The 24,097-nt window shown below is 56.6% G+C and carries 36 protein-coding genes, 2 tRNA genes and 2 pseudogenes; 18 read left to right on the forward strand and 22 right to left on the reverse strand.

The genetic code is table 11. The features are described from left to right. The first annotated feature begins 290 nt into the window (after positions 1-290). The 5 genes and pseudogenes from FQ187_RS12610 to FQ187_RS30895 all read left to right on the forward strand — a co-directional run bounded on the left by FQ187_RS12610 (position 291) and on the right by FQ187_RS30895 (position 4,911). Positions 291-2,306 carry a ribonucleoside triphosphate reductase gene (locus FQ187_RS12610; RefSeq protein WP_149629736.1) on the forward strand — a complete coding sequence of 672 codons (2,016 nt, stop codon included), beginning with the start codon at positions 291-293 and terminating at the stop codon, positions 2,304-2,306. A gap of 32 nt (positions 2,307-2,338) precedes the next feature. After that, on the forward strand, positions 2,339-2,506 hold the full coding sequence (gene nrdD, locus FQ187_RS12615) for an anaerobic ribonucleoside-triphosphate reductase (RefSeq protein ID WP_017338867.1): 168 nt from the start codon (positions 2,339-2,341) through the stop codon (positions 2,504-2,506). Further along, a complete protein-coding gene (locus tag FQ187_RS12620) occupies positions 2,503-3,198 on the forward strand; it encodes an anaerobic ribonucleoside-triphosphate reductase activating protein (protein ID WP_149629737.1) in 696 nt (231 codons plus the stop codon). Before nrdD ends, FQ187_RS12620 begins: the two co-directional genes overlap by 4 nt. A gap of 93 nt (positions 3,199-3,291) precedes the next feature. Beyond that, a pseudogene (locus tag FQ187_RS30890) lies at positions 3,292-3,819 on the forward strand (MCP four helix bundle domain-containing protein); the annotation flags it as partial. A gap of 387 nt (positions 3,820-4,206) precedes the next feature. After that, positions 4,207-4,911 (forward strand): methyl-accepting chemotaxis protein, encoded by a 705-nt coding sequence (locus FQ187_RS30895; RefSeq protein WP_370655155.1) that lies wholly within the window; start codon positions 4,207-4,209, stop codon positions 4,909-4,911. A 33-nt stretch (positions 4,912-4,944) separates the two neighbouring features. Here FQ187_RS30895 and FQ187_RS12630 read toward each other — a convergent pair whose 3' ends face one another. The 4 genes from FQ187_RS12630 to FQ187_RS12645 are packed head-to-tail and all read right to left on the reverse strand — an operon-like array spanning position 4,945 to position 8,052. Then, positions 4,945-6,324 (reverse strand): 4Fe-4S binding protein, encoded by a 1,380-nt coding sequence (locus tag FQ187_RS12630; protein ID WP_149629739.1) that lies wholly within the window; start codon positions 6,322-6,324, stop codon positions 4,945-4,947. Continuing rightward, complete coding sequence (locus FQ187_RS12635) at positions 6,312-7,166, reverse strand: FTR1 family protein (protein ID WP_149629740.1); 855 nt, start codon at positions 7,164-7,166, stop codon at positions 6,312-6,314. The genes FQ187_RS12630 and FQ187_RS12635 overlap by 13 nt, the downstream gene beginning before the upstream one ends. Before the next feature lie 22 nt (positions 7,167-7,188). Continuing rightward, positions 7,189-7,521, reverse strand: coding sequence for a cupredoxin domain-containing protein (locus tag FQ187_RS12640; protein ID WP_149629741.1), 333 nt, complete (start codon positions 7,519-7,521; stop codon positions 7,189-7,191). Then, the gene (locus FQ187_RS12645) at positions 7,522-8,052 is read right to left on the reverse strand and encodes an iron transporter (protein ID WP_149629742.1); all 531 of its coding nucleotides are present in this window, start codon (positions 8,050-8,052) and stop codon (positions 7,522-7,524) included. A gap of 185 nt (positions 8,053-8,237) precedes the next feature. On the opposite strand from FQ187_RS12645, the gene FQ187_RS12650 reads away from it, so the two are divergent. The 3 genes from FQ187_RS12650 to FQ187_RS12660 all read left to right on the forward strand — a co-directional run bounded on the left by FQ187_RS12650 (position 8,238) and on the right by FQ187_RS12660 (position 9,016). After that, the gene (locus tag FQ187_RS12650) at positions 8,238-8,459 is read left to right on the forward strand and encodes a DUF3079 domain-containing protein (protein WP_149629743.1); all 222 of its coding nucleotides are present in this window, start codon (positions 8,238-8,240) and stop codon (positions 8,457-8,459) included. A 203-nt stretch (positions 8,460-8,662) separates the two neighbouring features. After that, positions 8,663-8,736, forward strand: a tRNA-Cys gene (locus tag FQ187_RS12655). A 193-nt stretch (positions 8,737-8,929) separates the two neighbouring features. Next, positions 8,930-9,016, forward strand: a tRNA-Leu gene (locus FQ187_RS12660). Positions 9,017-9,098: 82 nt separating this feature from the next. Here the strand turns inward: FQ187_RS12660 and FQ187_RS12665 are convergent. The 3 genes from FQ187_RS12665 to FQ187_RS12675 all read right to left on the reverse strand — a co-directional run bounded on the left by FQ187_RS12665 (position 9,099) and on the right by FQ187_RS12675 (position 10,802). Beyond that, positions 9,099-10,130 (reverse strand): tyrosine-type recombinase/integrase, encoded by a 1,032-nt coding sequence (locus FQ187_RS12665; RefSeq protein WP_129444684.1) that lies wholly within the window; start codon positions 10,128-10,130, stop codon positions 9,099-9,101. A gap of 1 nt (position 10,131) precedes the next feature. Continuing rightward, entirely contained in the window at positions 10,132-10,338 is a 207-nt protein-coding gene (locus tag FQ187_RS12670; RefSeq protein WP_129444683.1) for a DUF4224 domain-containing protein, read from the reverse strand. A 62-nt stretch (positions 10,339-10,400) separates the two neighbouring features. Next, a complete protein-coding gene (locus FQ187_RS12675) occupies positions 10,401-10,802 on the reverse strand; it encodes a hypothetical protein (RefSeq protein ID WP_129444682.1) in 402 nt (133 codons plus the stop codon). 179 nt (positions 10,803-10,981) lie between these two features. On the opposite strand from FQ187_RS12675, the gene FQ187_RS30355 reads away from it, so the two are divergent. Then, positions 10,982-11,302, forward strand: a complete 321-nt coding sequence (locus FQ187_RS30355) for a hypothetical protein (RefSeq protein ID WP_129444681.1) — start codon at positions 10,982-10,984, stop codon at positions 11,300-11,302. Positions 11,303-11,348: 46 nt separating this feature from the next. Here the strand turns inward: FQ187_RS30355 and FQ187_RS12685 are convergent, their stop codons facing one another. The 3 genes from FQ187_RS12685 to FQ187_RS12695 form a co-directional block, all read right to left on the reverse strand. Beyond that, complete coding sequence (locus tag FQ187_RS12685; RefSeq protein ID WP_129444680.1) at positions 11,349-11,756, reverse strand: hypothetical protein; 408 nt, start codon at positions 11,754-11,756, stop codon at positions 11,349-11,351. Between the two features lie 265 nt (positions 11,757-12,021). Beyond that, a complete protein-coding gene (locus FQ187_RS12690) occupies positions 12,022-12,378 on the reverse strand; it encodes a hypothetical protein (RefSeq protein ID WP_149629744.1) in 357 nt (118 codons plus the stop codon). A 95-nt stretch (positions 12,379-12,473) separates the two neighbouring features. Further along, positions 12,474-12,785 carry a hypothetical protein gene (locus FQ187_RS12695; protein WP_149629745.1) on the reverse strand — a complete coding sequence of 104 codons (312 nt, stop codon included), beginning with the start codon at positions 12,783-12,785 and terminating at the stop codon, positions 12,474-12,476. 96 nt (positions 12,786-12,881) lie between these two features. On the opposite strand from FQ187_RS12695, the gene FQ187_RS12700 reads away from it, so the two are divergent. After that, positions 12,882-13,151: a hypothetical protein gene (locus FQ187_RS12700; RefSeq protein ID WP_149629746.1), complete on the forward strand. Its 270-nt coding sequence runs from the start codon at positions 12,882-12,884 to the stop codon at positions 13,149-13,151. Between the two features lie 32 nt (positions 13,152-13,183). Here FQ187_RS12700 and FQ187_RS12705 read toward each other — a convergent pair whose 3' ends face one another. Continuing rightward, complete coding sequence (locus FQ187_RS12705) at positions 13,184-13,582, reverse strand: hypothetical protein (protein ID WP_149629747.1); 399 nt, start codon at positions 13,580-13,582, stop codon at positions 13,184-13,186. 114 nt (positions 13,583-13,696) lie between these two features. On the opposite strand from FQ187_RS12705, the gene FQ187_RS12710 reads away from it, so the two are divergent. Beyond that, complete coding sequence (locus FQ187_RS12710; protein ID WP_149629748.1) at positions 13,697-13,921, forward strand: hypothetical protein; 225 nt, start codon at positions 13,697-13,699, stop codon at positions 13,919-13,921. Here FQ187_RS12710 and FQ187_RS12715 read toward each other — a convergent pair. The 11 genes and pseudogenes from FQ187_RS12715 to FQ187_RS12765 form a co-directional block, all read right to left on the reverse strand. Next, positions 13,918-14,595 (reverse strand): annotated as a pseudogene (locus FQ187_RS12715) (nucleoid-associated protein); the annotation flags it as partial. The gene FQ187_RS12710 and the pseudogene FQ187_RS12715 overlap by 4 nt on opposite strands. Further along, positions 14,580-14,756, reverse strand: coding sequence for a DUF1654 domain-containing protein (locus FQ187_RS30900; RefSeq protein WP_149629750.1), 177 nt, complete (start codon positions 14,754-14,756; stop codon positions 14,580-14,582). The gene FQ187_RS30900 and the pseudogene FQ187_RS12715, both read right to left, overlap by 16 nt. 156 nt (positions 14,757-14,912) lie before the next feature. Continuing rightward, a complete protein-coding gene (locus tag FQ187_RS12725) occupies positions 14,913-15,158 on the reverse strand; it encodes a hypothetical protein (RefSeq protein ID WP_149629751.1) in 246 nt (81 codons plus the stop codon). A 169-nt stretch (positions 15,159-15,327) separates the two neighbouring features. After that, positions 15,328-15,762, reverse strand: a complete 435-nt coding sequence (locus FQ187_RS12730) for a glycine zipper domain-containing protein (RefSeq protein WP_149629752.1) — start codon at positions 15,760-15,762, stop codon at positions 15,328-15,330. Between the two features lie 330 nt (positions 15,763-16,092). Beyond that, positions 16,093-16,956: a hypothetical protein gene (locus FQ187_RS12735; protein ID WP_149629753.1), complete on the reverse strand. Its 864-nt coding sequence runs from the start codon at positions 16,954-16,956 to the stop codon at positions 16,093-16,095. Between the two features lie 62 nt (positions 16,957-17,018). Next, positions 17,019-17,273 carry a hypothetical protein gene (locus tag FQ187_RS12740; RefSeq protein WP_149629754.1) on the reverse strand — a complete coding sequence of 85 codons (255 nt, stop codon included), beginning with the start codon at positions 17,271-17,273 and terminating at the stop codon, positions 17,019-17,021. Between the two features lie 531 nt (positions 17,274-17,804). Next, entirely contained in the window at positions 17,805-18,284 is a 480-nt protein-coding gene (locus tag FQ187_RS12750) for a hypothetical protein (protein WP_149629756.1), read from the reverse strand. Between the two features lie 44 nt (positions 18,285-18,328). After that, positions 18,329-18,493, reverse strand: a complete 165-nt coding sequence (locus FQ187_RS29960; RefSeq protein WP_178122715.1) for a hypothetical protein — start codon at positions 18,491-18,493, stop codon at positions 18,329-18,331. Positions 18,494-18,575: 82 nt separating this feature from the next. Then, complete coding sequence (locus FQ187_RS12755) at positions 18,576-18,914, reverse strand: hypothetical protein (protein WP_149629757.1); 339 nt, start codon at positions 18,912-18,914, stop codon at positions 18,576-18,578. 40 nt (positions 18,915-18,954) lie between these two features. Continuing rightward, a complete protein-coding gene (locus tag FQ187_RS30360; protein WP_149629758.1) occupies positions 18,955-19,164 on the reverse strand; it encodes a hypothetical protein in 210 nt (69 codons plus the stop codon). A 2-nt stretch (positions 19,165-19,166) separates the two neighbouring features. After that, positions 19,167-19,823 (reverse strand): XRE family transcriptional regulator, encoded by a 657-nt coding sequence (locus FQ187_RS12765; RefSeq protein ID WP_149629850.1) that lies wholly within the window; start codon positions 19,821-19,823, stop codon positions 19,167-19,169. 88 nt (positions 19,824-19,911) lie between these two features. Between FQ187_RS12765 and FQ187_RS12770 the strand changes: the two genes are divergently transcribed. The 7 genes from FQ187_RS12770 to FQ187_RS12805 all read left to right on the forward strand — a co-directional run bounded on the left by FQ187_RS12770 (position 19,912) and on the right by FQ187_RS12805 (position 24,054). Further along, positions 19,912-20,127, forward strand: coding sequence for a Cro/CI family transcriptional regulator (locus FQ187_RS12770; protein ID WP_149629759.1), 216 nt, complete (start codon positions 19,912-19,914; stop codon positions 20,125-20,127). A 35-nt stretch (positions 20,128-20,162) separates the two neighbouring features. Next, positions 20,163-20,516 (forward strand): hypothetical protein, encoded by a 354-nt coding sequence (locus tag FQ187_RS12775; protein WP_149629760.1) that lies wholly within the window; start codon positions 20,163-20,165, stop codon positions 20,514-20,516. 22 nt (positions 20,517-20,538) lie between these two features. Further along, positions 20,539-20,790 carry a hypothetical protein gene (locus tag FQ187_RS12780; RefSeq protein ID WP_129444654.1) on the forward strand — a complete coding sequence of 84 codons (252 nt, stop codon included), beginning with the start codon at positions 20,539-20,541 and terminating at the stop codon, positions 20,788-20,790. A gap of 383 nt (positions 20,791-21,173) precedes the next feature. Further along, entirely contained in the window at positions 21,174-21,599 is a 426-nt protein-coding gene (locus tag FQ187_RS12790) for a phage regulatory CII family protein (RefSeq protein WP_129444653.1), read from the forward strand. A 70-nt stretch (positions 21,600-21,669) separates the two neighbouring features. Further along, the gene (locus FQ187_RS12795) at positions 21,670-22,476 is read left to right on the forward strand and encodes a phage antirepressor KilAC domain-containing protein (RefSeq protein ID WP_149629762.1); all 807 of its coding nucleotides are present in this window, start codon (positions 21,670-21,672) and stop codon (positions 22,474-22,476) included. After that, positions 22,476-23,270: a phage replication protein gene (locus tag FQ187_RS12800; RefSeq protein ID WP_149629763.1), complete on the forward strand. Its 795-nt coding sequence runs from the start codon at positions 22,476-22,478 to the stop codon at positions 23,268-23,270. The genes FQ187_RS12795 and FQ187_RS12800 overlap by 1 nt, the downstream gene beginning before the upstream one ends. Beyond that, positions 23,260-24,054, forward strand: a complete 795-nt coding sequence (locus tag FQ187_RS12805; protein WP_149629764.1) for an ATP-binding protein — start codon at positions 23,260-23,262, stop codon at positions 24,052-24,054. The genes FQ187_RS12800 and FQ187_RS12805 overlap by 11 nt, the downstream gene beginning before the upstream one ends. Positions 24,055-24,097: the final 43 nt, after the last annotated feature.

The following is a 24,097-nucleotide window of genomic DNA, read 5'->3' on the forward strand; positions in this document are numbered from 1 at the left end:
CTGTCCTTCACGGTTCATAAGAACACACATGATCAAATGTGGGAGCGGGCTTGCTCGCGAAAGCGGTCTATCAGTCAACAATGATGTTGAATGTGATGGCCTCTTCGCGAGCAAGCCCGCTCCCACATTAGATCCTCACTTGCCACAGGATCTCTGCCGCCTTAGGGCGGTTTTTTTTCACCGACAAATCTTGATATCGATCAATTGCAGATCAGCACTTTGTCCGTAGCCTTCACTGCATGTTGTGGTTTTAAGTTTTATTAAGTCTATATGTAGTGTTTGGAGGACGAATGCAGAGCACACTGATCGCAGTAGGATGTAACCGCTTGCACAAACGCGATGGCAGTCAGGTCGCCTTCGATGCCGACAAAATCCGTCAGGCATTGATCGCCGCCGGCAAGGCGACGGGGGAGTACGGCGAGGTTGAGGTTGAAGGCTTGCTTCAGGCGGTATTGGCCAGGCTGGAAGGGTTGCCGAGGTTGCATGTCGAGCAAATCCAGGACCGTGTTGAACGGGTGTTGATGGACGCCGGTTTTTTCCTCGCCATGCGGGCCTACATCGTCTACCGCGAACAGCATGGGCGCTTGCGCCGCGACCGGCGGACCATGGTCGAAGTGGCGACCTCGATGAACGAATACCTCGACCGTGAAGACTGGCGGGTCCAGGCCAACGCCAATCAGGGGTATTCCCTGGGCGGACTGGTGTTGAACGTGTCGGGCAAGGTCACCGCCAACTATTGGCTGGACGAGGTGTACAGCGAGGCTATCGGCCAGGCCCACCGCGAAGCGGATTTGCATGTGCACGACCTCGACATGCTCGCCGGTTACTGCGCCGGCTGGTCGCTGCGCACCCTGTTGCACGAAGGGCTCAACGGTGTGCCCGAGCGAGTCGAAGCCGGTCCGCCCAAGCACTTGAGCAGTGCCCTGGGGCAAATGGTGAATTTCCTCGGCACCCTGCAAAACGAATGGGCCGGCGCCCAGGCATTCAGCTCGTTCGACACCTACCTGGCGCCCTATGTGCGCAAGGACCAGCTGAGTTTTCATGAGGTGCGCCAGGCGATCCAGGAGTTCATTTATAACCTCAACGTCCCCTCGCGCTGGGGCACCCAGACGCCTTTCACCAACCTGACCTTCGACTGGGTGTGCCCGCAGGATTTGCGTGAGCAAATACCCGTCATCGGCGGTGAGGAAATGCCGTTTGCCTATGGCGACCTGCAAGTTGAAATGGACCTGCTGAACCGCGCCTATATCGAGGTGATGCAGGCCGGCGATGCGAAAGGGCGGGTGTTCACCTTTCCGATCCCGACCTACAACATCACCCACGACTTTCCGTGGGACAGTGAAAACGCCGACCGCCTGTTCGAGATGACCGCGCGGTACGGCCTGCCGTATTTCCAGAACTTCCTCAATTCGGACCTGCAACCCAATCAGGTGCGCTCGATGTGCTGCCGTTTGCAGCTGGATGTCCGCGAGTTGCTCAAGCGTGGCGGCGGCTTGTTCGGCTCGGCGGAGCAGACCGGATCGCTCGGCGTCGTCACCATCAACTGCGCGCGGCTGGGCTATGTGTTCAAGGGGGACACCAGCGGTTTACTGCAGCGCCTGGACACACTGATGGAACTGGCGATGGAAAGCCTGGAGGTCAAGCGCAAAGTCATTCAGCACCATATGGATGCCGGTTTGTACCCGTACACCAAGCGCTACCTCGGAACCCTGCGTAACCACTTCTCGACCATCGGCCTCAACGGTATGCATGAAATGCTGCGCAATTTCACAGGCGATGAGGAGGGCATGCACACCGAGCAGGGCCGTAGGTTCGCCCTGGATATGCTCGACCATGTGCGCGCGACTTTGCTGCGTTTCCAGGAAGAAACCGGCCACCTGTACAACCTGGAAGCGACGCCGGCCGAGGGCACGACCTACCGCTTCGCCAAGGAAGACCTCAAGCGCTACCCCGACATCCTCCAGGCTGGCAGCGTGCAAGCACCGTATTACACCAACTCCTCGCAACTGCCCGTGGGTTATACCGAAGACCCCTTCGAGGCCCTGGAACTTCAAGACGAGCTGCAATGCAAATACACCGGCGGCACGGTCTTGCACCTGTACATGGCCGAGCGGATTTCTTCGACCGAGGCCTGCAAACAACTGGTGCGCAAAGCCCTTGGCCGCTTCCGCCTGCCATACCTGACCGTGACCCCGACGTTCTCCATCTGCCCGGTGCACGGCTATCTCGATGGCGAGCATGAATTCTGCCCCAAATGCGACGAGGTCCTGCTGCTGAAAGAACAGAAGCTCGGCACCGTTCATTGATTTCGATCCACTCAACTGCAAGGAGCTTCACCATGACTGCATCGCAAACATTGCCCCAGGCTCAACGTCAACGCTGCGAAGTCTGGACCCGGGTAATGGGCTATCACCGCCCTGTGTCGGCGTTCAATCCGGGTAAACAGTCGGAGCACCGCGAGCGGGTGCACTTCACTGAAAGCGCGGCGCTGGCCGGACGCCAATGAGTCGAACGCTTCGGGTCGGGGGCATGGTGCCCCTGACCACTATCGACTATCCGGGACAGCTCGCCTGCGTGCTGTTTTGCCAGGGTTGCGCCTGGCGTTGTCGTTACTGCCATAACCCGCAGTTGATCCCGCCTCGTGGCACAGACGAAGTGGATTGGCGGCGGGTGTTGGCGTTTCTGCAACGGCGTCAGGACCTGCTCGATGCGGTGGTGTTCAGTGGCGGCGAGCCCACCTTGCAAGACGGTTTGCTCGGCGCAATGGATGAGGTGCGGGCGATGGGATTTCGCATCGGTTTGCACAGCGCCGGGATCAAACCCGCAGCGTTCGCCAAGGCACTGACCGGTGCCGATTGGGTAGGTTTCGATGTCAAGGCGTTGCCCGAGGATTCCCAGGCGATCACTCGGGTTGAAGGCAGCGGAACGGCCAATTGGCGCAGCCTTGAGCACCTGCTGGCCAGCGGTGTCGACTACGAATGTCGCACCACGGTGCATTGGCATCTGTTCGAGCCGGCGCGTCTGCTGATTCTCGCCAAGCGCTTGAGCGAACTCGGCGTCAAGCGCTTCGCCGTGCAGTTGGTTCGCACCGAGCGGATGTTCGATCCGCTGCTGCCAAACGTTTCGGCACAAGCCTTGCTACCTGAGCTGTGGGAGGCCATGCGCGAGTTGTTTCCAGCCTTCGTGTTACGGGGGTAACCGAGGCTGAGGTTTAACGTTTAGCGGTGAGATCCACCATTAGGTTTTCAAATGCGCTGCCAATCGGCAGGTATCAAACGGGGAGCATTTGATATGGCCAAATTAAGTACGGCACAACGTATCGTCATCGGTTTTGCAATCGCGCCGCTGGCATTGATGGGGATGGCGTTTTACGCGTTGCACGATCTGGCAACGCTCAAGGATCAGGCGGTGGTCATCGTCAAACAGGACTGGCCGAAGATCGATCCGATCATGGTCATCGCCACCGGCGTGCGCGATAACGCCAGGAACACCCGGGATTTACTGATCGATAAAGACAATCAGCAGGTGCAGCAGTCAATCGACGCCACCAAGAAACGGATCACCCAGGCACTCGAAACGCTCGAGCCGTTGTTCTATTTGCCCGAGGGCAAAACCGCTTATGCCGCGCTGAAGAAGAATCGCGAAGCCTACGTTGCGGCGTTCACTCAAGTGCAGGTGTTGATCCGGCAAGGTGCCTTCGATGACGCCATGGCACAGCTGAAACAAAAGGTCGTGCCGGCCGAGCGCGAGGTGTATGGCAGCCTTGATCAGTTGATGGCGTTGCAAGGCAAAGTATTCGCCGACCGGGAACAGTCGGCGCAGGCACTGTACAGCGACGCCCGGCGCAATATGCTCGGGTTGTTTTTGTTCTGCGTGGCGCTGGTCATCGCCGCGGCGGTGATCGTCACGCGCAGTGTGACCCGTCCATTGGGTGGCGAGCCGGATGATGCTGCACGGTTTTTGAGTCAGATCGCTCAGGGCGACCTGACAATTGAAGTGCCGGTGAACTCAAGTGTCGGCGGCAGCGTGATGATGAACATGCATCAGATGCAGCAAAGTCTGAATGCCATGGTCAGGCACATCGCGACCTCGGTTGACCAAGTGGCCAGTTCCTCCGAAGAGCTGAGTGCGGTCAGCAGCCAGACCAGCAGCAACCTGCAATTGCAGGGGCTGGAGATCGAGCAGGCGGCCACCGCAGTGAACCAGATGACCGCTGCGGTCGATGAAGTGGCGCGCAATGCGGTGAGCACCTCCGAGGCCTCGCGGCAGTCCGAGCAAACCGCGCAACGCGGACGTGAGCAGGTTCAGGAAACCGTGGTTTCAATCGGCGCACTGGCCGATGGCGTCACCGACACCTCACAACGCATCGAGCAACTGGCGGGCCGGGTGCAGGACATCAGCAAGGTGCTGGACGTGATTCGCAGCATCGCCGAACAGACCAATTTGCTGGCCCTCAACGCGGCCATTGAAGCAGCGCGTGCCGGGGATGCCGGACGCGGTTTTGCCGTGGTCGCCGATGAAGTGCGCGCCCTGGCCCATCGCACTCAAGAGTCCACCCAGGAGATCGAGCAGATGATCGGCAACATTCGCCTCGATACCGGCCATGCGGTGACTGCCATGCAAAGCAGCAGCAACCTGGTCCGGGCCACCCTTGAAGTGGCGCAACGCTCGGGCGATGCACTGGATGAGATCACCCGGTCAATCTCACAGATCAACGAGCGCAACATGATGATTGCCAGTGCCACGGAAGAGCAGGCATTGGTGGCGCGGGAGGTGGATCGCAATCTGATGGGGATTCGCAACTTGTCGGAGCAGGTGTTGCTGGGGGCCCAACATACTCACACCGCAGGTCACGATTTGGCGCAGATGGCCGGGGCACTGCACCAGACAGTGGCGCGTTTTAAAGTCTAGGTAATCCTGGATGGTGGTTGTGGATGAGGTCGCTCAGGACCAGCCCCAGAACTGCAACCACCAGCCGAACCCTACCACGCCGATGGCGAGCAACAGGCAAGTGCTGCCAGCGCAGCGACGAACCTGGGAAATGCCTTCGCGGTTAAGCCGTTTCCATCCCAGCAGCAGGCTCCAGCCCATCGCGGCCAATAACAGACACGCCCTGGCCGGTTGTACCCACTCCAGCAGCAGACCTTCATAGCGCAGCAATTTCACCGTTGTGGCCGACAGCCCGAGAAACAATCCCGCACCACCCAAGGGCGTGAGTGTCAGCGCCAGGGGCCAATACAGTGCAGGATCTTGCGCCAGTCGCGCCGTCAGGCGCAGAAGGATCATCAACGCCGCGCCCAACACCATCGAACTCAAACTCAAGTAAGCGACGATGCTGAAACCGTCGAGCCAGCTGAAGCTGTCGTTGAGCTGCGGGTAATGGGTGAGCAGCCACCAGGGCGCGTTGTCTTGCAGCGCCCAGAGTTGGTCGTGCTCGACCAGCCTTTCGGCGAGGGTTTGTTTGAGGACGACGAACCATGGGCTGACTGTCCACTGAAAGGCGCCCATCGCCAAACCGATCACACCGAACAGCAATAGGCGCGCGTCCCACGGTGACAGCGTCTGCGCTGTCGCGTGAAGAATCTCCTGATTGCTGGAGCGGGCAATCAACTGAACGGCGCCGCATTGTCCGCTGCAACGTCCGCAGGCATGGCAGTCACTGGCGCCTTGCATACGACGGATATCGAGCAAGGGTGCGCAGTTGGGCGGCGGCAGGCGTGGCGCGATATTTTCCATCCAGCGTTGTTCGTCGACTTGAAAATGCAAGGGAGCCAGACGGGCGAGCAGGGCGAAGACGCCACTGACCGGGCACAGGTAACGGCACCAGACGCGCTTGCCCCGGGCGAACAGCAACCCGACGACGACCGCGGCGACGGTCGAGCCGCCCAGAATCAACAGCGCCGCCTGGGCATAGTCATAGACGCTGATCAACTGGCCGTAGAGGGTCGTCAGGCAGAACGCCAGGGTTGGCCAGCCGCCCCAGCGCAACCAGCGCGGCACGCCCAAACCTTTGCCGTAATGGCTGGCCCATTCGTTGAGTGAACCTTCCGGGCACAAAACGCCACACCAGAGCCGGCCAAACAGCACCATCGACAGCAGCACGAATGGCCACCAAATGCCCCAGAACAAAAACTGCGCGAACAGGGTCAGGTTATCGAGCATTCGTGCCTGGCTGTCCGGCAGCGGCAACACCGCCGGGATCACCAACAGCAACGCGTAGAACAGTACAACGGTCCACTGCATGGCACGAATGACGGGCGCGTGACGCCGCATGCCGTCGCCCAGGCGCTGCAGCCATTGATTGAGGCGACTCAGCCCAGGCATGGGACTTTTTCCGCAGCCCGTTGACGCAGCCAAACGCCGACGGTCAGCCAATAACCGGCCAGCACCAGTAACATCATGCCGCTAGGTGTCGCGCGATAACCGGCAAAACCCGCGAGAAAACCACCCAGTCCATGGCTGTCGCTGAGCAAGGCACTGCTGTCCCAAAGCGCATCACCCACGAGGCTGTACATCGCCTCCGGTAAATCCAGGGCGAGTAATTGGCCGCCGATTCGCTCGGTGCCGCTGACCAGCAATGCCGCGCCGAGTACCAGCAAAACAGCTTCGCTGATGGCAAAGAATCGTTGCCACGAAATGAACCGGCGACTGCTGTGCAGCAGGGCAATGGTCAGCGCCGACAGCACCAGTCCCATTGCGCCACCGATGGCAAACAAACCGAGCTGCGGACCTCGCAACTGAGCACCGGCGCCATAGAGAAACACCACCGTTTCACTGCCTTCGCGGCTGACGGCGAGCATGGCCAGCAGTAACAGACCTGCGCCACCTTGCCGGGCCAGGTGGCTATCGGCGTGTCGTTGCAAATCGTGCTTGAGCGTGCGCCCGTGGCGGTGCATCCAGCCGACCATTTGCACAATGAGCAGGCTGGCCAACAGCGCGAGCGCGGCCTGGAACCATTCACTGGCTGAGCCGCTCATGGCCTCACCGGCAAACAGAATCAACACCGCCAGCAGGCCCGAGAGCAGCAACCCCAGTACGACGCCTGCCCACAAGTACTTCGCCAGTCGATCCCCCTGATGCTGCTGGCTGACCCAGGCCTGGAGAATGCCGATCACCAGCAGCGCCTCGACGCTTTCGCGCCAGACAATAAACATTGATTGATTCATGAAAACTCCGTGCATGAGCGGGTTATTTCGCGAGGATGCCGCCCTCGGGCAGTTGCGGATTGAACTCGTCGAAGAAAGGGTAGTGGCCGGGCCTGAGGGGGTGAATGACCACGAAGGTCGTCACACCCGGCGCCAGTACTTTTTCAACCCGCAACGGTGTGCTCTCGAACTCGGCCGGCCCTTGGCCAATATTTTTCAGGACGATTTTGAAGCGCTGTCCGGCCGGAACCTCCAGCAAAGCGGGGGAGAAGTGGCCATCGTGCAGGCTCAGCTCGTAGCTGGGTAGCTCGGCATAAGCTGTCAATGGCACCACTGCTGCGGCGAGCATCAGCCAGGCCATGCGCAGGCGCTTCATTCAATAGCCGCCTTTTTTACCAATGCCGGCGTAGATGAACTCGTAGTGCAATTCGCAGTGTTCAAACCAGGGAGCCACGCCGGTTTCCTTATCGGTATGGCGGCCAAGGGACCCATGACCGCCGGGTGGCAGGACGGTGAAGGTCAGCTGATATTTGCCTGGACCGAGCAGTTTTACATTGTCGCCATAGTGCGGGCCGTCATTGGCGACCATTGCGTGGAAATCGCCTTTGAGTTCGTTCTCGTTGCCCTGTTTTTTCAGGTTGAACGAGACATTGAGGTAAGGCACGAAACTGCCTTCCTGAAAGCCCTGTCGATTGTCCGCCGTGGCGCGAATGTCGGCTTCCAGATGCACATCGGAATCCGCGGTGGCGCGCATCATGCCGGCAGGCGCCATCTCGATCGGCTGCAAATACACCGCCCCGACTTCCAGCCCCGGGCACAACTGCGGTTCCCCGATCGGGTATTCCTTGGCCTGAGCCAACGGTGTGAGCAAGAGCAGGGCGAGTGACAGCGAAAAGGGCGTACGCATGATGTCTTCCTGGGCACTAACGAGTAGGAACCCGAGTGTAGGAAGCTTTCCTGCGAATAATAATGATTGTTATCAAGTTTTGAGTGATTAGGACATTCGATTTCAGTCCTTGATCCGTATCAAGGGCGTTCTTGCGCGGGCGATGTAGGTTGGAGGCACATCCTAGAGGCAAGCCGGGGATCGACATGGCCAAGAACTTTCCCATCAGCCCCAAACATCCCGAACGTATTTGCTGGGGCTGCGATAGATACTGTCCAGCCAATTCCCTGGCGTGCGGCAATGGCTCCGACCGGACAATGCATCCAGCCGAAATGATCGGAGACGATTGGTATCTGCATGGCGACTGGGGTATTGAACCGTTGATCACGGTAGAAGACGTGACGGATGATCCCGGCCTGAAGGGCTGAGCAACCCCTTTAAACATGGAAACCACCTGACGGAATTTTTTTTGAAATCAAGGGGTTGCCAGCCTCGGGAAATCAGTACATAATTCACGCCATCGAAAGCACTGACGGCTGAAAAAGCTCAATGTTTTCAAGGAGTTAGATCACGAATCTTACTCCAAGTTTGTACGCGTTTGATGTTGTGCTACATGACATCAGATGTTTGAGGCCGAGTAGCAAAATGGTTATGCAGTGGATTGCAAATCCACCTACGCCGGTTCGATTCCGACCTCGGCCTCCACTTTAAACGAGCTCCGTAGATCTATGATTTACGGAGCTTTTTTATTTGCGCTGTCCTGCAATATTTAGTCTTGAAAAGGGCAGTCGCGAACTTGCTTCACCGAGGCGGGATGTATATATTTCCCCCTCTGCTGCACAGGCGTCAGAACTGCCAGATCGTTATTTGAGTTTTCAGACTGCTTCACCGCGCTACCGCCCGAATGGCGAAACTGGTAGACGCATGGGACTTAAAATCCCCCGCTCGTAAGGGCGTGCCGGTTCGATTCCGGCTTCGGGCACCATCTAAAATCAAGGGTTTGCGGGCGAAAGCTGATGCAAACCCTTGTTTGTTTCTGGTCCGCTATTTTAGAGTTGGTCCGCAATTCACTTAGTTGGTGAGACTTTCTTGCCCTTGCGGTTGCGGATGTACTGCTCCGTCATAACAACAGTGGTATGCCCGAGTTGATCCTTGGCTTGCATGATGTCGCCACTGGATTCTGCTTTGTCCGTACCGGCTTTTGCGCGCAAATCACGCAATTGGAACTCCGGCTTGGATACTCCTGCGGCCTCCCTGGCTATGTCAAAACGCCTGCGCAACATCGCAACCGTCATTGGTGCGCCATCTTCTGACACGATCAGCCGCGTCGAGCGGACCTTGTGCCCCGACTTTCGGGACATGATTCGATCAATCAAAACCTTGAGTTCGCCGGTAACCTCGATTCGCCGCTTGGCCTTTGTTTTTCCCTGAAGCACCCAAATTTGGCCGTCGCGGACATCCTGTTCGTCCATCAGTCGAGTGTCGGTCACTCGCTGGCCGGTCAAATAGGCAAGGTCCATGGCGTCTTGAAGGCCGGTATCGGCTTTATCGTGAACGCGCTTGAACAGTTCATCCTCAACGTACGTGTCCCGGCCCGTCTCTTTATTGCCCTTGATGCCAGCGCATGGGTTGGCTAGAGACGTGTACCCTTTGTCCCGCGCGTAGTTCCAGATAGCGCTGAGCAGCGCCTTTTCACGATTCGCACGGACCGGCGCGGCCTTGCGCCAAGTGAGGTACTGCCGGACATGTAGAGGTTCGATCGTTTCCAGAGGCGCAGGTGGATCATCGAAAAACGCGATCAGGTTCTTCATTTCGCGCTTGTTGTCTGCCTGGGTGGCTTTGCCTTTGGTGGGGACGATGTCGACCATGTATTTTTCGGCGACGTAGCGGAAAGTAATCACCTTGGCGACCAAGTCGGTCGCGGTGCGATCTCGCTCGAGCTTGGCGTACTCCATGATCGCCAGGCCGTAGTCGCTGCCCAGCGGAATCTCTTTGCGGTCCTTTCCACCGGTGTCGTAGTAATAGAACACCCGGCCGCTGGCTTTCTTGCGCTCTCGCAGCCGGGCTATAGAGCCGGGTTTACTTGGTCGTCTTCCCATTTCAGCTTGCCTTGCGTGATTTCCATGCGGGTTTTTCTGGCTCGAACATGCCGACGGCGGTAACGGCCATCACGGTTACGCTTGGCCAACCATTCATCTTGATGGTGTGCCTGATGCCGTTTTTCTTGAGGTTCAGGATTTGTCCAGCCTTGGTCCGCGCGCCGGTCAGCTCGCAAACCTCCTGGTGCGATAAAAATTGAATGCTCATGAGCTGCTCCATGCCGCGCGTGGCGGCAGAAGATGGGTAAGGAGGGGGCTATAAGCTGGGGGTTATGCTGATCGGCGTCCGCGCTCTTTCTGGCGCTCTACGTCGATCTGCTCATAGAGGGAGTCGACCTTTTTGCTTTTTCTGTCGAGAGCCTGTGTTCGCTTAATGTGTTCTGACATGGCCTTGTCGTAAGGCTCGATCTGTTTAAGAAGCCGTAACTTCTCTTCAGGGTCTTTCGAATCATTGAACTTGCCAGCCAGGCGGTCGCGCTCCTTGAAGTCCACTCCATCGAGCGCGCGATTTTCCCTTTGCATTTCCTCCAGCACTTCACCTGACTGTCTTTCCCAGCGGATATACAAAACATCGCTTTGCTTGGGTCGCATGAAGTGTTGGTTCCTGATCCAGGACACCAGATCATCCTTTGTCATTTCATCGAGAACATCTTTCACGGCTGGCTTGCTCATGCGTGCAGACCTCGCCCGCCGTACACCGGCAGGCTCTTGTGTGGGGTAGGGGTTAGGCTTAGATCGAAGCGATACAGGCGAAAGCGCCAAAAGTTCAAAAATATTTATCTTTTTGTTCGACGGGAGCTTGGAATAGCGAGTACAAGTGCACTTCGATTCACATCCCGGATGTAGATAAGGTGTACTTAAAGCAGAGGAAGCGCGTCTTCTGGGAGTGGTCTGACTCTTCGTTGCACTGCAGGTGTCATGACGGTCTTCTAAATGATGGCGGGCAGATGGACGTGCAAGTGCGTACTTCCGCAACGGGGGCGGTTCAGCTGTTTGTTGGTGCGTACTTCGGATCTGGAGAAATGATGTTTGAGGAGTACTACAAAAGTCGCCCGGGCGAGACGATGACGCAGGCACTTGAATGGGGAGTCAATCGAGCGATGATCCTCACCTCGACGAAGCTCATCCCCCTGCCGTCGACAGCGAGGCTAGGCGTCTACCGCAGAGCTTAGGACTGTCACCGGTAGCAGTACACGTAGGCGAACCAGGCGAGGGCGATCATGGGGTTACCTCGTCCCGGTGCTCCAAATCTTCGTGAGCGATCTTGAATTTCTCGATGTCCTTAACGCGGTAGAAGCTGCAATCGCAGTTCTTCCGGGCCCAGGCATCAAGCAAGCCTTCCAGCTCGGCCTTCGCCTCAGCACTCACGTCCGGGAAGTCATCAGCCCATTCGCCGAGGTCGCTTGAGTGTGCGTTCTCGGCCATGGAGTCGATCACGGTGTCCGCATCCACGAATTCGGCGGGGTCTCCGTAAACCATCACGCCTCGCTGACATTCATCACCCACTTCCAGTTCGTCGTTCTGATCGAGGAACGAGCACCAGTCAGACACCCAGTCTTCGCCATTGGCGGAGTAGGCGTATTCAGGTTCGGCCGATGCGACCGGCAAAACAGTTTCTTCAGGCATAGCGAACTCCATCCCGCCGCATAGGGCAGGCTTGATAGGGGGGAAGTTTCTAAGTTTTTTTGAGAATGGTCTTACAGACATCGGCTTGGTAATAAGTGAGTATTGGAGCTCGCCCGGCACTGAGGGGAAATACACACATCGCAGGACGCGATTCGGTGCTGGGCGACCTAGCTTTTATCCGGCGTTTTCCGCTTTCAGGATTTCGTTTTCTGGGGGCATGACTTCGTCCTCTCCGCTATAGCGGCTGACTTTGAAAGGGAGGGAGTTACTTGAGGGAAGAGGCAGAGATTTTTGAGTAGGTATCAATATCAGTTGTGGCAAGAAGGCAGCGCCCATCCTTGAATTTTGCGTAGAAGGTTATTTCCCTTTCTTTATCACATAGCAACCAGCCCGCAACTAGCCCAATCGGCCCCAAAAACAATGCTCCAGCCAGACTCCATCGAATAACGCTTCCTTTCTTGTTTACGACTTCTTCGGTTGCTGTTTCCAAGGCTTCTAGTTTTGAAATGGATATCGTTAATTCGCGAGAAGGTTTTAATGCGGATTTTAGAGTGAACAGTCCGGATTGAAATTCAGCATCACCTGCCAGAAAGTCACCGGATATCACTGTTATTTTCGACATGGTGTTTCTCTTCTGATCAGGTTTGGCCGGCTGATTACTGGGCTCCAAAGGCCCCTGTCAGTCAATCGACTTGCGACAAAAGGTGAGGCCGATGGTCACTCCATCGATACCAGATCATGGGCATTCACAGCTGGTGGCGGGATGTCATGGCCGGGGCAACCGTTGCTGGCGAAGTCGAAGCCTTCGCACGGCGGACCGAATGGCATCACCTCTTTGCCCTGGGCCAGGCACTCGAGCAGGTGATCCTTGGCTTCGTCGGCAGTGCACGGACGACCGCCCTCAAAGTTGAACATGCCTTTGAGCTGGCGCTTGCTGAAGTCGCGAATTGCCCCGCGCACGCTCATATGAATGTGGAAGGTGCGACCGTTCGGGCCGAATGGATCGGCCGGTTTGTTTTCTGTGGGCATGGGGCGTCCTATGCCGGGTCATGCCCCGGCTGGCGTGATTTGAGTTTGTGGGCTATTGCTTGATGGCCCGGCATGGAGCCGGATCAAGGAGCGGATATGTCGAACAAATATTGGCAGTCGGAGCTTTGGGGCGAAGATCCTTCGGATGTATGCCAGAAGCACCATGCTGAGCGTGGCTTTGTCATCACGGTTAGGGTCAGACGTCAGAGCAGGCATGAAGGCATAATGTTGACCCAGCTGTTTCATCCCAGCGGAACGAAACACTCGGAGCATGTTTTCGATATCTCGGACGATTCTGACTATCAGGCGATCCAGCAAGGTATCGGTCATGGTGAATGGCTAGCTCGCGGAACCCAGCCGAAATAAGCATCAAGCTCAGCGCAATAGGTGAGGGTGAGTCAGGCGGCTTGCTCTTGCTGCTCCAGAGGCTTCGGCGGCCACTCACTGAAGCCAACCTTCGGCGCTTTTGTCTTCGGGTTGATGATCGGCTTGTTCTTCGCATCGACCAAGACGGCTTTTGCTCTGATCCTCAGATCACGACAGCGCAAGGTCTTGCGGGCCAGCTCTATAAACTGCTCGGCGTACTGCGGCGCATCGAACATCGGCGAGAGCTGACGCACTGTAGCCCCCCCCATGATCTTCTCGGTGCGCTTGCGGACCAGCTCCAGCCACTCCGCTTCCGGGATTGGCTCGACGCCGCCTAGAACCTTGAGGTTCTTGCGGGTACCGCTCGTCTTCTTGCGCGCCTCGGCGGTGGCTACATCGATGGTCATGCCAAACACTGCGAATGTGCTCATGGTGTTCTCCAATGCAGGCGCCGCACTCCGTGATCGGATGCGACGGATGGTAAGGGCGGTTTTTTCCGACGAGCTAAGCTTTCGGGTTCGACTCAATAAAAATGGATTTTTGCCATGAGCGCCTATCGAAGCTCTCGTAACAAAATCATTGCCGACGCTATTGGAATCTCTCCCGACGAGGTCTCTCTGTACGTGGTGGAGATCGAAAAGCAGTCGAGTGGTGAGGGTTTCAATCTGTACTTCGCTGTCCAGACGCCTGAGCCTGTGCGCTTGAAGGCCAAGGGGCTGGATGCGAGATTGATATTGGAAACCGGTCCCTTAGATATCGACGGGCTCTAGGCTTTTGCGCGCTTGAGCTGCTCGGTCAGCTGCGTAGGCAGGCCGCGCAGAATCAGCGTGCCGCCGGCTTCGTCGAACTCGATCTTCGAGCCGAGCAGGTGCTGCTCGAAGCTGATCGACAGGCCCTCGGCCCGGCCAGTGAAGCGCCGGAATTTGTTCAGGGTCTTCTTGTCCGGCGGCAGGGTGTCAGAGAGACCGTAGTCGGCAGCCTTGATGAAGTCGGCGAACGCCTTGGGCTGGCCTTCGTCGATCAGCTCTGACAGTTCGTCGAGGGTGATCGGCTCACCCAGCTTGGCCTGGGCCATCGAGTAACTGACAAGGATGTGGGTCTTCTCGCGGGCAGACTCTTCGCCCAGATCCTCGCTTTCAACAAAGTCGCTGAATGCCTTGAGCAGCGTGCGGGTCTCGCCCGGGCCGGCGATCCCTTCCTGGCAGCCGACGAAGTCGCGGAAGTACTCGTTGATTTTGCGACCCTGCTTCCCCTTGATGTACGAGATGTATTGGCGCGACTTTGGATTGCCCTTCCACTCGCTCAGGTTGATGCGTGCCGCCAGACGGATGTGATCCAGATCCAAGCGTTTGACGGTCATCAGGCTGAGCTCTTCGGTCATGGTCACCGCTTCCGTTTCCTGTACCAGGGCAATGACCAGGTAATCGGTCATGCCTTGAAGGTAAGGACTTGCTGCCATGCTTCAGCGGGTTCTGCTTCAAGCCTGGTGACAGTGATGGCCTGGACCTTTTGGATGCCAGGCGCAGTTATCAGACGCTGAATGCGCCGACCAACAGACTCATACGAGTCTCTAGCTTGCGATACAAGTGACGCGGTTTTGGGCATGAGAAGCTCCTTGCTTGTACTGGATGTATATACAGTATTGGTCCTGTCATATTTTGGCAAGAGGGCATTGGCCTACTTGGAGTAAGAGCAAGGCGCTGACTTTTTCGCAGGCACAAAAAAGCCCGCAGTTGGCGGGCTCATCTATTCGGGCCAGTATCAATCCTCCGGATCAATCTCTTCCTCCGGCTTCCATCTGGCTATCAGGTCAGCCATCAACTCGGCAATGGCGTCACTGTTGTCTGCCAGTACCTCTAGTTGCTCACTGACTCGGCCGTACGTATCCGCAGAGCCACGCTGATCAATCCAGATGCTGATCTCTTCTATGGCGCAGCCAAGGGCCATGATGTTCTGGTTTAGCCGGTAAAGCAGGGCAGGGGTCGGATCGTCGGGGAGTGTGGGCATGGTGTTTCCTCCATAGTGAAGGAAAGCGTAGCGGACAACAAAAAGCCCGCTCGGTGGCGGGCTCTCTGTAGTCGGGGTCAAATCCCTTTGGCTGATCGCAGTATGCTTGTTTCATATGACGACGACGTGACAGGCGGAAGCTAGATCCAAGTCCGGACAACACAGCTACTCAATCGTGGTTATGTTTTTTGTGCCCATGCTTGTACCCATGCTTCTTACCATGTGATTGATGATTGTCATTGCCACCATCATCGGCCAGGTTATTTCCGAGCGCTCCGCCAGCTGCACCACCAAGACCTGCGCCAATAGTTGACCCGGTAGAACCGCCTACGCTGTTGCCAATGACTGAGCCGCCAGCCGCGCCAAGCCCTCCACCAAGTGCCGCTTCATTTCTTTTGCCTTTTTCAGCCGTTATAGCCCCACCAGCAGCGCCGCCAACACCGGCGCCAATCGCTGCCCCAGTGCTTCCACCCATTTGCTGACCAATAACATTTCCCAGCGCTCCGCCAATGCCGCCACCAACTGCGGCAGTGCCATCTCCAGCAGCCATAGCACCTTGAGCAGCCAAAAACCCCAAAAGCAAAACGGGTAGTGTGAATCGCATATTTTAAACCCCGAAAAATGATGCAATGCCCTGAAGCACCGCATATTACAGAAAACCAGAAACTCGGTTTGGCCGAGCTGTTTTTATGAGCAGGTTCCACCCTTGGGGTGGGAGCCTGTGCCGCCCGTCGGATGCGTACCCTTTGGGCATGCTAAGGCAGAGATTGAAACGATTGAGAGAAGCGCGATGAGCCCAGCGATTGCTATCTTTTTCATATTGCCTCCATGCACCGCGAGTTGCAGGCAGTAAAAGGCTATCGGCGTAGATCGCTCGTTCTTAAACAAAAAGCCCGGCGCTGGGCCGGGCTAATGGTAAAGATGACAAGGATGGTCAGGCGGTGTCAGAAATGTACATTTTCGCGATCAGGCCATTCCGTAGCAGGGCTTTGGCTTTCACATTGAGCTTAGTGGATTTGTACCAAGCTTCCATATAGACGTTAGGCTCAATCAGGGCTGCGGGGTCGGTGATGTCTGCGTTAATTCGCCGAGGAGTGCCATCTTCTTCTGTGCCCTCTTCGGTGTCTGGGCCTACAAGGTGGACCTTGCAGGTGCGCTTTATCCTATCCATCTCGCTTATCTCGACGACATAGACTTTCTCGCCGAGGACTTGGCTGTCACTATCATCCACGAGTGAGTCTTTCAAAGACTGATCCATCGTTTGATGCTTTTTCCCTTCCGCATAAAGGTCAATGCGTGAGCATGTATCGCCAACAGGGGAGACTGCCTTTTTAACAGACGGCCTCAAGCCGTCAGAGAGACGATCGATGGTATCCATCATCCTCTCAGTGACCTGCTTGCTAAACCCCAGCTGCTGCTCGAGCAGATCTTTAAGGTGCTTCATCTCTTCCTTGTTTCCGCTGCTGCGATGAATGACGTACGCCACTATAGCCGTTAAAGCAGCGCCCATCACACCCTGAAATAGGCCTGCCGATGAAGCGAAGTCCAGCACCGCACTTATGTTAAAGCACTTCGCTTCGGACTCCTGCGCATAGGCCTTTACGTTCAGTGCCTGCATTTGCTTGGCATATTGACCGGTAGATATGAAGTGACCAACTACCGCATAAATCCTGCTGAATCCATCTAGCGATTCAGCGAGAGCGGCCATGTCTATTCGGTGATCATCGGCATCCATGCCCTCGTATCGAATCTCGAACGGAAGATTTAAGTCCTGCCCAATAAATGCGTCGGCCTGCATGTGAATCCTTTTTCAGTTAACTTTCCGTTCGGGCCCTAATGCCTAAAAAACCGCCAGCCCGCCTACTCAGCCTTGCCCCGCACAATCCTTCCCGCCTTCACCTCGTCAGCGTGGCGGCGAATCTTCTCTTGCTGAGTCTTCAGCAGAGCGGAGATCTTTATAAGCGCAACGGCTTGAGCAGGAGATTTGCCGTGGGCAGCCATGCTGGTCAATTCGGCCACTGACCAGCCGATGACTGCGGTCGTATCCTCAAGGTCGGAAAACAGTTCCTGCTGGGCTGTTCTGGGGCCATCGAGCCCTTGTATTAGATCTGCCATCTATTTGACCATCCTGGTTGTTGCGCCGGCTTTAATCTCGTCGGCATAACTCGCCAGCCGCGCTTCTCGATAATCAGAGCGGACGTGGCGAGACTGGCGGGCTTGACCAGCGCCCCATATCTCGCGCGTCCATCTCCGCCTGAGTGCACCCCAAACGCTTGGCCCTTTCTAGGGTCGACCAGATTTCGCCTCCCGAATCTAGTGGCCTACCCTGTAGTTTGAGAACGAACTTTTGGCCTTCGACTACGTCAGTCGTCCCCGCGCACTCCCAAACACGCTGGCTTTCAGATGTAGGCATAGGAGCATCCAGGCTGGCCTGAGCAAACGGGGACAGCTGTGGAGGCGTGTTGGCGCAACCTGCCAAGGCAAGCGCTAATAGGATTGGGGTGAAGCGCATTTAAACTCCCTGTATTTATTCGTTTCGCGTGCATTCGCAGCATTTTTTGTAGGCCATCTGGTCTCTGAGACAGGCGTCTTGTTGCCAAGTCTCAGCCTGGTCAACGGCATCTATTAATCATCAGGGGTCATTGTTCATTTGGCAGATTGAGACCTGAGCCGCTTCATCGACCATCGCACTACATCCCTGCCAGCATCGTTACCAGAAGCCCAAACCGAGGCGTCAATGAACTCCATGACCAGCTCGTCGCCGTTAAAGCGCCCGTTAAAGGTCTGAGTGGTCGTGGCTTGAAGAATGCCCTCACTGCTTCTATCGACAATGCGCCGCTCGCCCTTTAATTGGTCCCCCTGGCGCGTGTAAATGGTCGGATTGTCTACCCCAGGATGATCGTGGGTGTAGTACGCCCATCGCTTCATGACAACGTCCTGAGTTTCCTTGGTCCGCCACCAGATGAAGTGACTCTCATCCTTAAAGTAAACATAAACGTGATATCGATAGTGATCAGGATCTTCTTTTTCAGCGTACCAAAGCCCATCGGGCACCTGGTAGCTTGGGGTGGTGGCGCAACCTGAAAGAAGCAAGCCCATAAAGAACGAGAGAAGCAGCTTTTTCATATATTCCATTTCAATTTATGTATCGACGGTCGGGTAGCTAGAAATCAGCCGCGCGCGCCATAGAACTGGTTCAGCGCTATCAGCTCAAAAACAGCCACCAGCACGCAGAATGCAACAAAACCGCGCGTGAAGACCCTGCGAGGCTTTTCGTAAGGCTGAATATTGCCGAGGAGGCCGAAAAGGTCGGACAAAAATTCTATCAAGCCCATCTGGTTCATCCTTGTCCTATTCACATGCTTCTGATCGCGGCTGAGGGAGCCGCAGCTGGACCAATAGTGCCCAAAACTATTTCTACTCACTGTAGAGGTAGTAATCTTTCTGGCCTTCAGCAATCCATGCGTTCAACGCCCGATTCACCAATGCAATGGACGTGCTCGGTCGGTAGCTGTGTTTGGCATCATAAAAAAACACGGTGGTATCCCAAATGTCCCCCTCGTGAGTTAGCGGCAACAGCAGGTTGAGAACCCCGTAGCCGTCTTTCTTGTCTGCCCCCAAAGCTTTGCTGACCAGCGCTCGGAGCTCCGGTGCGCGAGTGCGCATGCATCCGATAACTACTACTCCACAAGACTTTAGAGCATGAACAATTTCGGGAATATCTTCCTCGCCATCCAGAAATGTAACTGATGTCATCTCAACTCCCTATGAGGCAATTAGAAATCCGCTCTCGAGATCAATGGAGGGTCACAACCCTGCGGCTTTCGCCAATTCTGATTCGGTCCAGCGCCCGGTTTAGAGAATCCAAGGCATCAAGGAGGGCTTTCGCCTCGGTCTCTCGACCATCTCCCCAAAGGCGTTCCGCCATTTTGTTCAATGCTTGGATGGATCTTTCGATATCCGCAGCGGTTGCTGCCGTGCTTTCTGCCGGCCGCTTCTTCGGCATTGTCAGAACTTCTGCAGTGCCCGCACGACGACGCCGACGATCCGGCAATGCTCGTCAAACGGTTCAATCGGGTACCCAGGGTTCAGCGGCTTCAGAAACAGCTTGCCGCCATCATTTACGAGTTTCTTGAACGTGGCTTCGTTGCTGTCTGGCAATTTGGCGATCACCAGCTTTCCAGGTGCGGTCTCGGCTTCAGTGTCAACCAAGATCAGCGTGCCTTCGGTAATGCTCTGCCCGGCAGGCGAGGTCATCGAGTCGCCTTTGACCTCAAGCCAGAAAGCCGGACCTTTTGAGTTGTATTCAGAGAATTCGTAGCGATCCGAGAAGCCGGCAGGGTAGGGCTCAACCGCCTCTGCCCAGGCGCCGGCAGCGACCCAGCTGATTACCGGGTAACGGTAGGACTCAACAGGCTGGCGAGATTCGCCCACGTTCGACTCGGCCGCCGCCGTGTTGATCATCTGACCAATATTTTCAGATAGCCAGATGGCGCTCACGCCGCACGCATGCGCAATTTTCGGCAGGTGCGCACTTTGTAGGTTCTTTCCAGTTTCCAGCTGCGAGATCACCGGCTGCTCAACCCCCGCCTTAAGAGCGAGAGCCTTCTGCGTCAGCTTGGCGTGAATTCGTGCGGATTTGATTCTTTCGGCGAGTGTGCTCATCCGCTGGAATTTATAAGTTCCCTTATCGGCTTGCAAATAAGTGTCCTTCTACTTAGGATATAAGCAGGCTTATCAGGAGGGATCTCAAATGACCCCCATCGAAAGGCTCGTCGATCACTTCGGCGGGCAAACCAAAACAGCTCTGGCTCTCGGCGTATCTCAGGCTGCGGTTTCGTACTGGGTGTCTGGCATTTACTTGATGAGCGCAGAGAAGGCATTCAAGGCGGAGGAGCTTACAGGCGGTGAAATCACCGCTCGCGAACTCTGTTCTCGCCATCAGCCAGCTCGCAAATCAGCCGCCTAACCCAGCCCTGTCACGCCGAAAGCGGAAGTGAACCCATGGCCTACGGAAACAAGACGCATCGCAACACCCACCAGTTGAAGTCGCGCCTCAATGATGACGCCTACGCCGCTCTTGAGGTGGAGGCACTGAAGCGTGAGATTCAGCCGGGCGCCTTGGTTCGTGAGCTCACCTTGGCGGCTCTGCGGTTCAAGGAGGATTACGGGTACTTCCCGCTGATCGATGACGGTGTGTCGGACGAGCTGGACGGCTTTCCAGCGCTGGGCGAACTGGCCCGCGAGCTAAAAATTCAGCCTGGTGCGCTAGTTCGCGACCTCATACGTGCGGCTCTGAAAGCCAGGCGAGAGCAGGACACGATTTCCCAGGTTGACGACAAGAAACTTAGCGCCTGACCAGGCCATGGAGGAGGCACCAATGTCTGCAATACCCGAAGTAGGGCAGTACACGCAGGACGAGAAGGACGAGCTTGAGCGCTGGGCAGATGAGGTTGGTATCGGCATGGATCAACTCGCTGACCGGATTTTGCAAATGACAGAGCGGGCGGTCGAGCGACGCAGCGCTGCACGTCTCGCAACGGATAAAACAACCTTGCGAAGACGCCTCGCTGATCACTGCGCACAAGAGGCGCAGGCAGAGAACGTGGTTTCAATATTCCCGTCCAGGTAACGGTCCGGCCCCTTATTAGGTGCCGCGACAGGGACTGGACCAGGCGGGGCAGGCACCTAATTCGGGGCCAAGAAGAAAGGGTCATGGGTTCATCCGTGATTTCGATTTGAGGCAAGCGAAGCGGTTGCGCGTTCAAAACCGCGCAGCTCTTCGCGACCAAGCCGACCCCTTAACGGACCGGCAACCCGCTCAAACGCAGGCCACAGCGTGAGTTGAGACGACAAGGGAAGGGTGGAAGCCAAGGCGACCACCAGGCAGCAAAGGGCGGTTACCTCGCCTTGTAGTTCGGAAGAGTCGGTCATGGATGCGTCCTTGATCAGTTGATGAGTAAAGGATCGCTGACCTGATGGCATCCAGCCACGTAACAATTTTCGAGGTGTGACATGCAGGAATTGATGAAGGCGATTTACGAAGTGGTCGATGACCACGGCACCCGAAAAATCGCCGAGGGCGCTGACTTTAAGTCCAGAACTCTGCTTTCGCAGAAAGCCAACCCTGACTACGACACCCACCGCATGAACGTGGAAGAGCTACACCGGATCATGAAGTTCACCCAGGACTTCCGGCCGTTGAAGGCTTGGGCTGAGTCTTTCGGTTTCGACCTGGTGCCGAAGGAAAAGCCGGAAGGTATCAATTTGAACACCGCGCTGCTTCGCCTACACGCCGATCTGGCAGACGTGACCCGTCTTGCATTCGACGCCCAGGCCGATGGCCGCGTCTGTTCTCGTGAGAAGTCGGTCCTGCTCAAAGAGGCTGAGGAGGTGATCGTCAGCCTTGAAGTATTCAAGCAGTCGGTGAAGGCCGCCTGAATTTCAGACACAAAAAAGCCGACGTACGAGGTCGGCTTTTTCTACAGCAGTAAAGCAAGTGGAGAAGATTATGCACGCACAGATACAGCAGGACAATACCGGACAGGTCGCCACACGTTTTAATAATTACGAAAACGTGTCGCGTACCACGATGTCTTCGCGGGACATGGCCGAACTGGTCGGTCTTCGCCACGACAATGTGAAGCGGACGATTGATAGTCTGGCCCTGAAGGGCGTTATCGGTTCTCCTCAAATTGAGGAATACCTTGATTCGCTGCGCCGCCCGGCAAAACAGTACCTCGTCGGCAAGCGCGACAGCTTTATTGTCGTCGCCCAGCTCTGCCCGGAGTTCACCGCCCGCCTGGTGGATCGCTGGCAGGAACTGGAAGATCAGACCGCCAAGCCTTCCTTCGACTACGTCGCCGCCCTCAACGACCCGCGCACCTTGCTGGCCTTGCTCACCGACAACGTGAAGAAGGTCGTCGCCCTGGAAGCGGACAACACCGAGCTTTCCCACGAAAACCTGATGCTCGAGCAGAAGGTCGCCGCCGACGCGCCGAAGACAGCTTTCTTCGACGCCGTCACCGTCACACATGAAACCTACTCGGTAGCAGAAGCCGCAAAGCTGATCGGCACCGGCCAGAACCGCCTGATGGCATTCCTGCGCCAGCGCCGCTGGGTCACCCTCCGCAAAAATGAACCGATGCAGGGCCCGATTGAATCCGGCTACCTGACAGCAAAGCTCAGCACCTTTGAACATCCAGAGAACGGTAAGACCACCGTGTCCACGCCACGCGTCACCGGTAAAGGCCTGACGAAGCTCCAGGCTCTGTGGGCTCGCCGTGACGCCGATCTGCTCAACAAGGAGGGCAAGTAATGGCCCGAGCACGCAACCTCAAACCCGCCCTGTTCAAAAATGAACTGCTCGGCGTGGCAGACCCAATGCTAACCCTGCTGTTTGAAGGTCTGTGGCTTCTCGCTGATCGGGAAGGGCGCCTGGAAGATCGTCCGCTTCGCATCAAGGGCGAACTGTTCCCGTACCGCGACGGCCTCGACATGGACGACATGCTCAACTGGCTTGCCGAAACCGGCTTCATCTTTCGCTACACTGTGGGTGAAAAGCGCTACATCGAAATCGACAACTTCGTGAAGCATCAGAACCCGCACCGTAACGAACCCGAGTCGTTTATTCCTTCGGTATCAAATGGATGTATCACTTCGGATTTTGGCAGAAGTCCTACCGATAAAATCGGAAGCGCTCCGGCTGACTCCCTCTCTACTGACTCCCTTAACCTGACTGCTGATCCCCTCACACCGCCGACGCCTGCAGCATCGGCGGAGGAACTGTTCCCGAAGTTCTGGAAGCTTTACCCGAACAAGAAGGGCAAAGCGAACGCCGAGAAAGCCTGGAAGAAACTCAAGGTCACTGACGAGCTGTTCAACCTGATCGCCAGCGGCCTGGCCAAGCAAGTCGTCTGTGCTGAGTGGACCAAGGACGGTGGCAAGTACATCCCGCACCCCACGACCTGGCTCAATGGCAAGCGCTGGGAAGACGAGGTCAAGGTCGCCAACAACGTGCACCAGTTCCCACAGTCTCGCCACACCGGCTTCGCTGACCGCGACTATACCGCCGGGCTGACTCAGCGAGAGGATGGCAGCTATGCGATCTGAAAAAGTAATCGCCATGCCGAGCGGGGCACCTACTCCGCAAAAGACCACCGGAGTCTGCGAAGACCACGGCCAGTTCCCGCAAACCGTGAACGTCATTTTCGGCAAAGTGTTCAAGACCGGCTGCCCTGAGTGCGTGCGAATCGAGAAAGCAGAAGAGGTTGAGCGGTCCAAGATTCACGAACGTTACGAGCTCTCCGTAAAGCTTGGCTCTGCACTGATCCCGAAGCGCTTCGCCGGCAAGACGCTCGCCGGGTACGTAGCCACCACTCCGGAACAGCTCAAAGCCCTGGGCACTTGCCGCCGGTACGTAGCCGAGTTTCCGCAGATCTCCGAATCTGGCCGCTGCCTGCTGATGCTCGGGAAGCCTGGCACCGGTAAGACGCACCTGGGCACCGCCATCGCCAACGAACTGATGCGCAGAACCTCCGCCACCGCCGTGTACCGCACGATCGGCTCAATCTTGCATGACATCAAATCAACGTATGGCGGCGGCACTGAGCGAAATGAGGGAATGATCCTGGCCGGCCTTATCGCTCCGTCTCTGCTCGTCCTGGATGAAATTGGCGTGAGCAAAGAAACCCCGAGCGACTTCGAACTGACCACGCTGTTCTCAATCATCAACGGCCGGTACGAGCAGATGCGCCCTACGGTGATCATCTCAAACCTTGACGGCAAATCGCTGCCGTCTGCCATGGGCGAGCGCTGCGTGGATCGTCTACGGGAGGGCGGCGTGATCGTCATTCCATTTGAGTGGGAATCGCAGCGCGGGAAGGAGGGGTTCTGATGATTCCTAAATCAGCAATGACACTGGCCTGCACCTTTGCCGG

Source organism: Pseudomonas sp. ANT_J28 (assembly GCF_008370005.1).
GTDB lineage: Bacteria > Pseudomonadota > Gammaproteobacteria > Pseudomonadales > Pseudomonadaceae > Aquipseudomonas > Aquipseudomonas frigoris.

What these genes read in the sequence shown, in the direction of transcription:
- FQ187_RS12610 (WP_149629736.1), top strand. Translation starts at nt 291, where the DNA reads ATGCAGAGCACACTGATCGCAGTAGGATGTAACCGCTTGCACAAACGC.
- nrdD (WP_017338867.1), top strand. Translation starts at nt 2,339, where the DNA reads ATGACTGCATCGCAAACATTGCCCCAGGCTCAACGTCAACGCTGCGAA.
- FQ187_RS12620 (WP_149629737.1), top strand. Translation starts at nt 2,503, where the DNA reads ATGAGTCGAACGCTTCGGGTCGGGGGCATGGTGCCCCTGACCACTATC.
- FQ187_RS30895 (WP_370655155.1), top strand. Translation starts at nt 4,207, where the DNA reads ATGACCGCTGCGGTCGATGAAGTGGCGCGCAATGCGGTGAGCACCTCC.
- FQ187_RS12630 (WP_149629739.1), bottom strand. Translation starts at nt 6,324, where the DNA reads ATGCCTGGGCTGAGTCGCCTCAATCAATGGCTGCAGCGCCTGGGCGAC.
- FQ187_RS12635 (WP_149629740.1), bottom strand. Translation starts at nt 7,166, where the DNA reads ATGAATCAATCAATGTTTATTGTCTGGCGCGAAAGCGTCGAGGCGCTG.
- FQ187_RS12640 (WP_149629741.1), bottom strand. Translation starts at nt 7,521, where the DNA reads ATGAAGCGCCTGCGCATGGCCTGGCTGATGCTCGCCGCAGCAGTGGTG.
- FQ187_RS12645 (WP_149629742.1), bottom strand. Translation starts at nt 8,052, where the DNA reads ATGCGTACGCCCTTTTCGCTGTCACTCGCCCTGCTCTTGCTCACACCG.
- FQ187_RS12650 (WP_149629743.1), top strand. Translation starts at nt 8,238, where the DNA reads ATGGCCAAGAACTTTCCCATCAGCCCCAAACATCCCGAACGTATTTGC.
- FQ187_RS12665 (WP_129444684.1), bottom strand. Translation starts at nt 10,130, where the DNA reads ATGGGAAGACGACCAAGTAAACCCGGCTCTATAGCCCGGCTGCGAGAG.
- FQ187_RS12670 (WP_129444683.1), bottom strand. Translation starts at nt 10,338, where the DNA reads ATGAGCATTCAATTTTTATCGCACCAGGAGGTTTGCGAGCTGACCGGC.
- FQ187_RS12675 (WP_129444682.1), bottom strand. Translation starts at nt 10,802, where the DNA reads ATGAGCAAGCCAGCCGTGAAAGATGTTCTCGATGAAATGACAAAGGAT.
- FQ187_RS12685 (WP_129444680.1), bottom strand. Translation starts at nt 11,756, where the DNA reads ATGCCTGAAGAAACTGTTTTGCCGGTCGCATCGGCCGAACCTGAATAC.
- FQ187_RS12690 (WP_149629744.1), bottom strand. Translation starts at nt 12,378, where the DNA reads ATGTCGAAAATAACAGTGATATCCGGTGACTTTCTGGCAGGTGATGCT.
- FQ187_RS12695 (WP_149629745.1), bottom strand. Translation starts at nt 12,785, where the DNA reads ATGCCCACAGAAAACAAACCGGCCGATCCATTCGGCCCGAACGGTCGC.
- FQ187_RS12700 (WP_149629746.1), top strand. Translation starts at nt 12,882, where the DNA reads ATGTCGAACAAATATTGGCAGTCGGAGCTTTGGGGCGAAGATCCTTCG.
- FQ187_RS12705 (WP_149629747.1), bottom strand. Translation starts at nt 13,582, where the DNA reads ATGAGCACATTCGCAGTGTTTGGCATGACCATCGATGTAGCCACCGCC.
- FQ187_RS12710 (WP_149629748.1), top strand. Translation starts at nt 13,697, where the DNA reads ATGAGCGCCTATCGAAGCTCTCGTAACAAAATCATTGCCGACGCTATT.
- FQ187_RS30900 (WP_149629750.1), bottom strand. Translation starts at nt 14,756, where the DNA reads ATGCCCAAAACCGCGTCACTTGTATCGCAAGCTAGAGACTCGTATGAG.
- FQ187_RS12725 (WP_149629751.1), bottom strand. Translation starts at nt 15,158, where the DNA reads ATGCCCACACTCCCCGACGATCCGACCCCTGCCCTGCTTTACCGGCTA.
- FQ187_RS12730 (WP_149629752.1), bottom strand. Translation starts at nt 15,762, where the DNA reads ATGCGATTCACACTACCCGTTTTGCTTTTGGGGTTTTTGGCTGCTCAA.
- FQ187_RS12735 (WP_149629753.1), bottom strand. Translation starts at nt 16,956, where the DNA reads ATGCAGGCCGACGCATTTATTGGGCAGGACTTAAATCTTCCGTTCGAG.
- FQ187_RS12740 (WP_149629754.1), bottom strand. Translation starts at nt 17,273, where the DNA reads ATGGCAGATCTAATACAAGGGCTCGATGGCCCCAGAACAGCCCAGCAG.
- FQ187_RS12750 (WP_149629756.1), bottom strand. Translation starts at nt 18,284, where the DNA reads ATGAAAAAGCTGCTTCTCTCGTTCTTTATGGGCTTGCTTCTTTCAGGT.
- FQ187_RS29960 (WP_178122715.1), bottom strand. Translation starts at nt 18,493, where the DNA reads ATGGGCTTGATAGAATTTTTGTCCGACCTTTTCGGCCTCCTCGGCAAT.
- FQ187_RS12755 (WP_149629757.1), bottom strand. Translation starts at nt 18,914, where the DNA reads ATGACATCAGTTACATTTCTGGATGGCGAGGAAGATATTCCCGAAATT.
- FQ187_RS30360 (WP_149629758.1), bottom strand. Translation starts at nt 19,164, where the DNA reads ATGCCGAAGAAGCGGCCGGCAGAAAGCACGGCAGCAACCGCTGCGGAT.
- FQ187_RS12765 (WP_149629850.1), bottom strand. Translation starts at nt 19,823, where the DNA reads ATGAGCACACTCGCCGAAAGAATCAAATCCGCACGAATTCACGCCAAG.
- FQ187_RS12770 (WP_149629759.1), top strand. Translation starts at nt 19,912, where the DNA reads ATGACCCCCATCGAAAGGCTCGTCGATCACTTCGGCGGGCAAACCAAA.
- FQ187_RS12775 (WP_149629760.1), top strand. Translation starts at nt 20,163, where the DNA reads ATGGCCTACGGAAACAAGACGCATCGCAACACCCACCAGTTGAAGTCG.
- FQ187_RS12780 (WP_129444654.1), top strand. Translation starts at nt 20,539, where the DNA reads ATGTCTGCAATACCCGAAGTAGGGCAGTACACGCAGGACGAGAAGGAC.
- FQ187_RS12790 (WP_129444653.1), top strand. Translation starts at nt 21,174, where the DNA reads ATGCAGGAATTGATGAAGGCGATTTACGAAGTGGTCGATGACCACGGC.
- FQ187_RS12795 (WP_149629762.1), top strand. Translation starts at nt 21,670, where the DNA reads ATGCACGCACAGATACAGCAGGACAATACCGGACAGGTCGCCACACGT.
- FQ187_RS12800 (WP_149629763.1), top strand. Translation starts at nt 22,476, where the DNA reads ATGGCCCGAGCACGCAACCTCAAACCCGCCCTGTTCAAAAATGAACTG.
- FQ187_RS12805 (WP_149629764.1), top strand. Translation starts at nt 23,260, where the DNA reads ATGCGATCTGAAAAAGTAATCGCCATGCCGAGCGGGGCACCTACTCCG.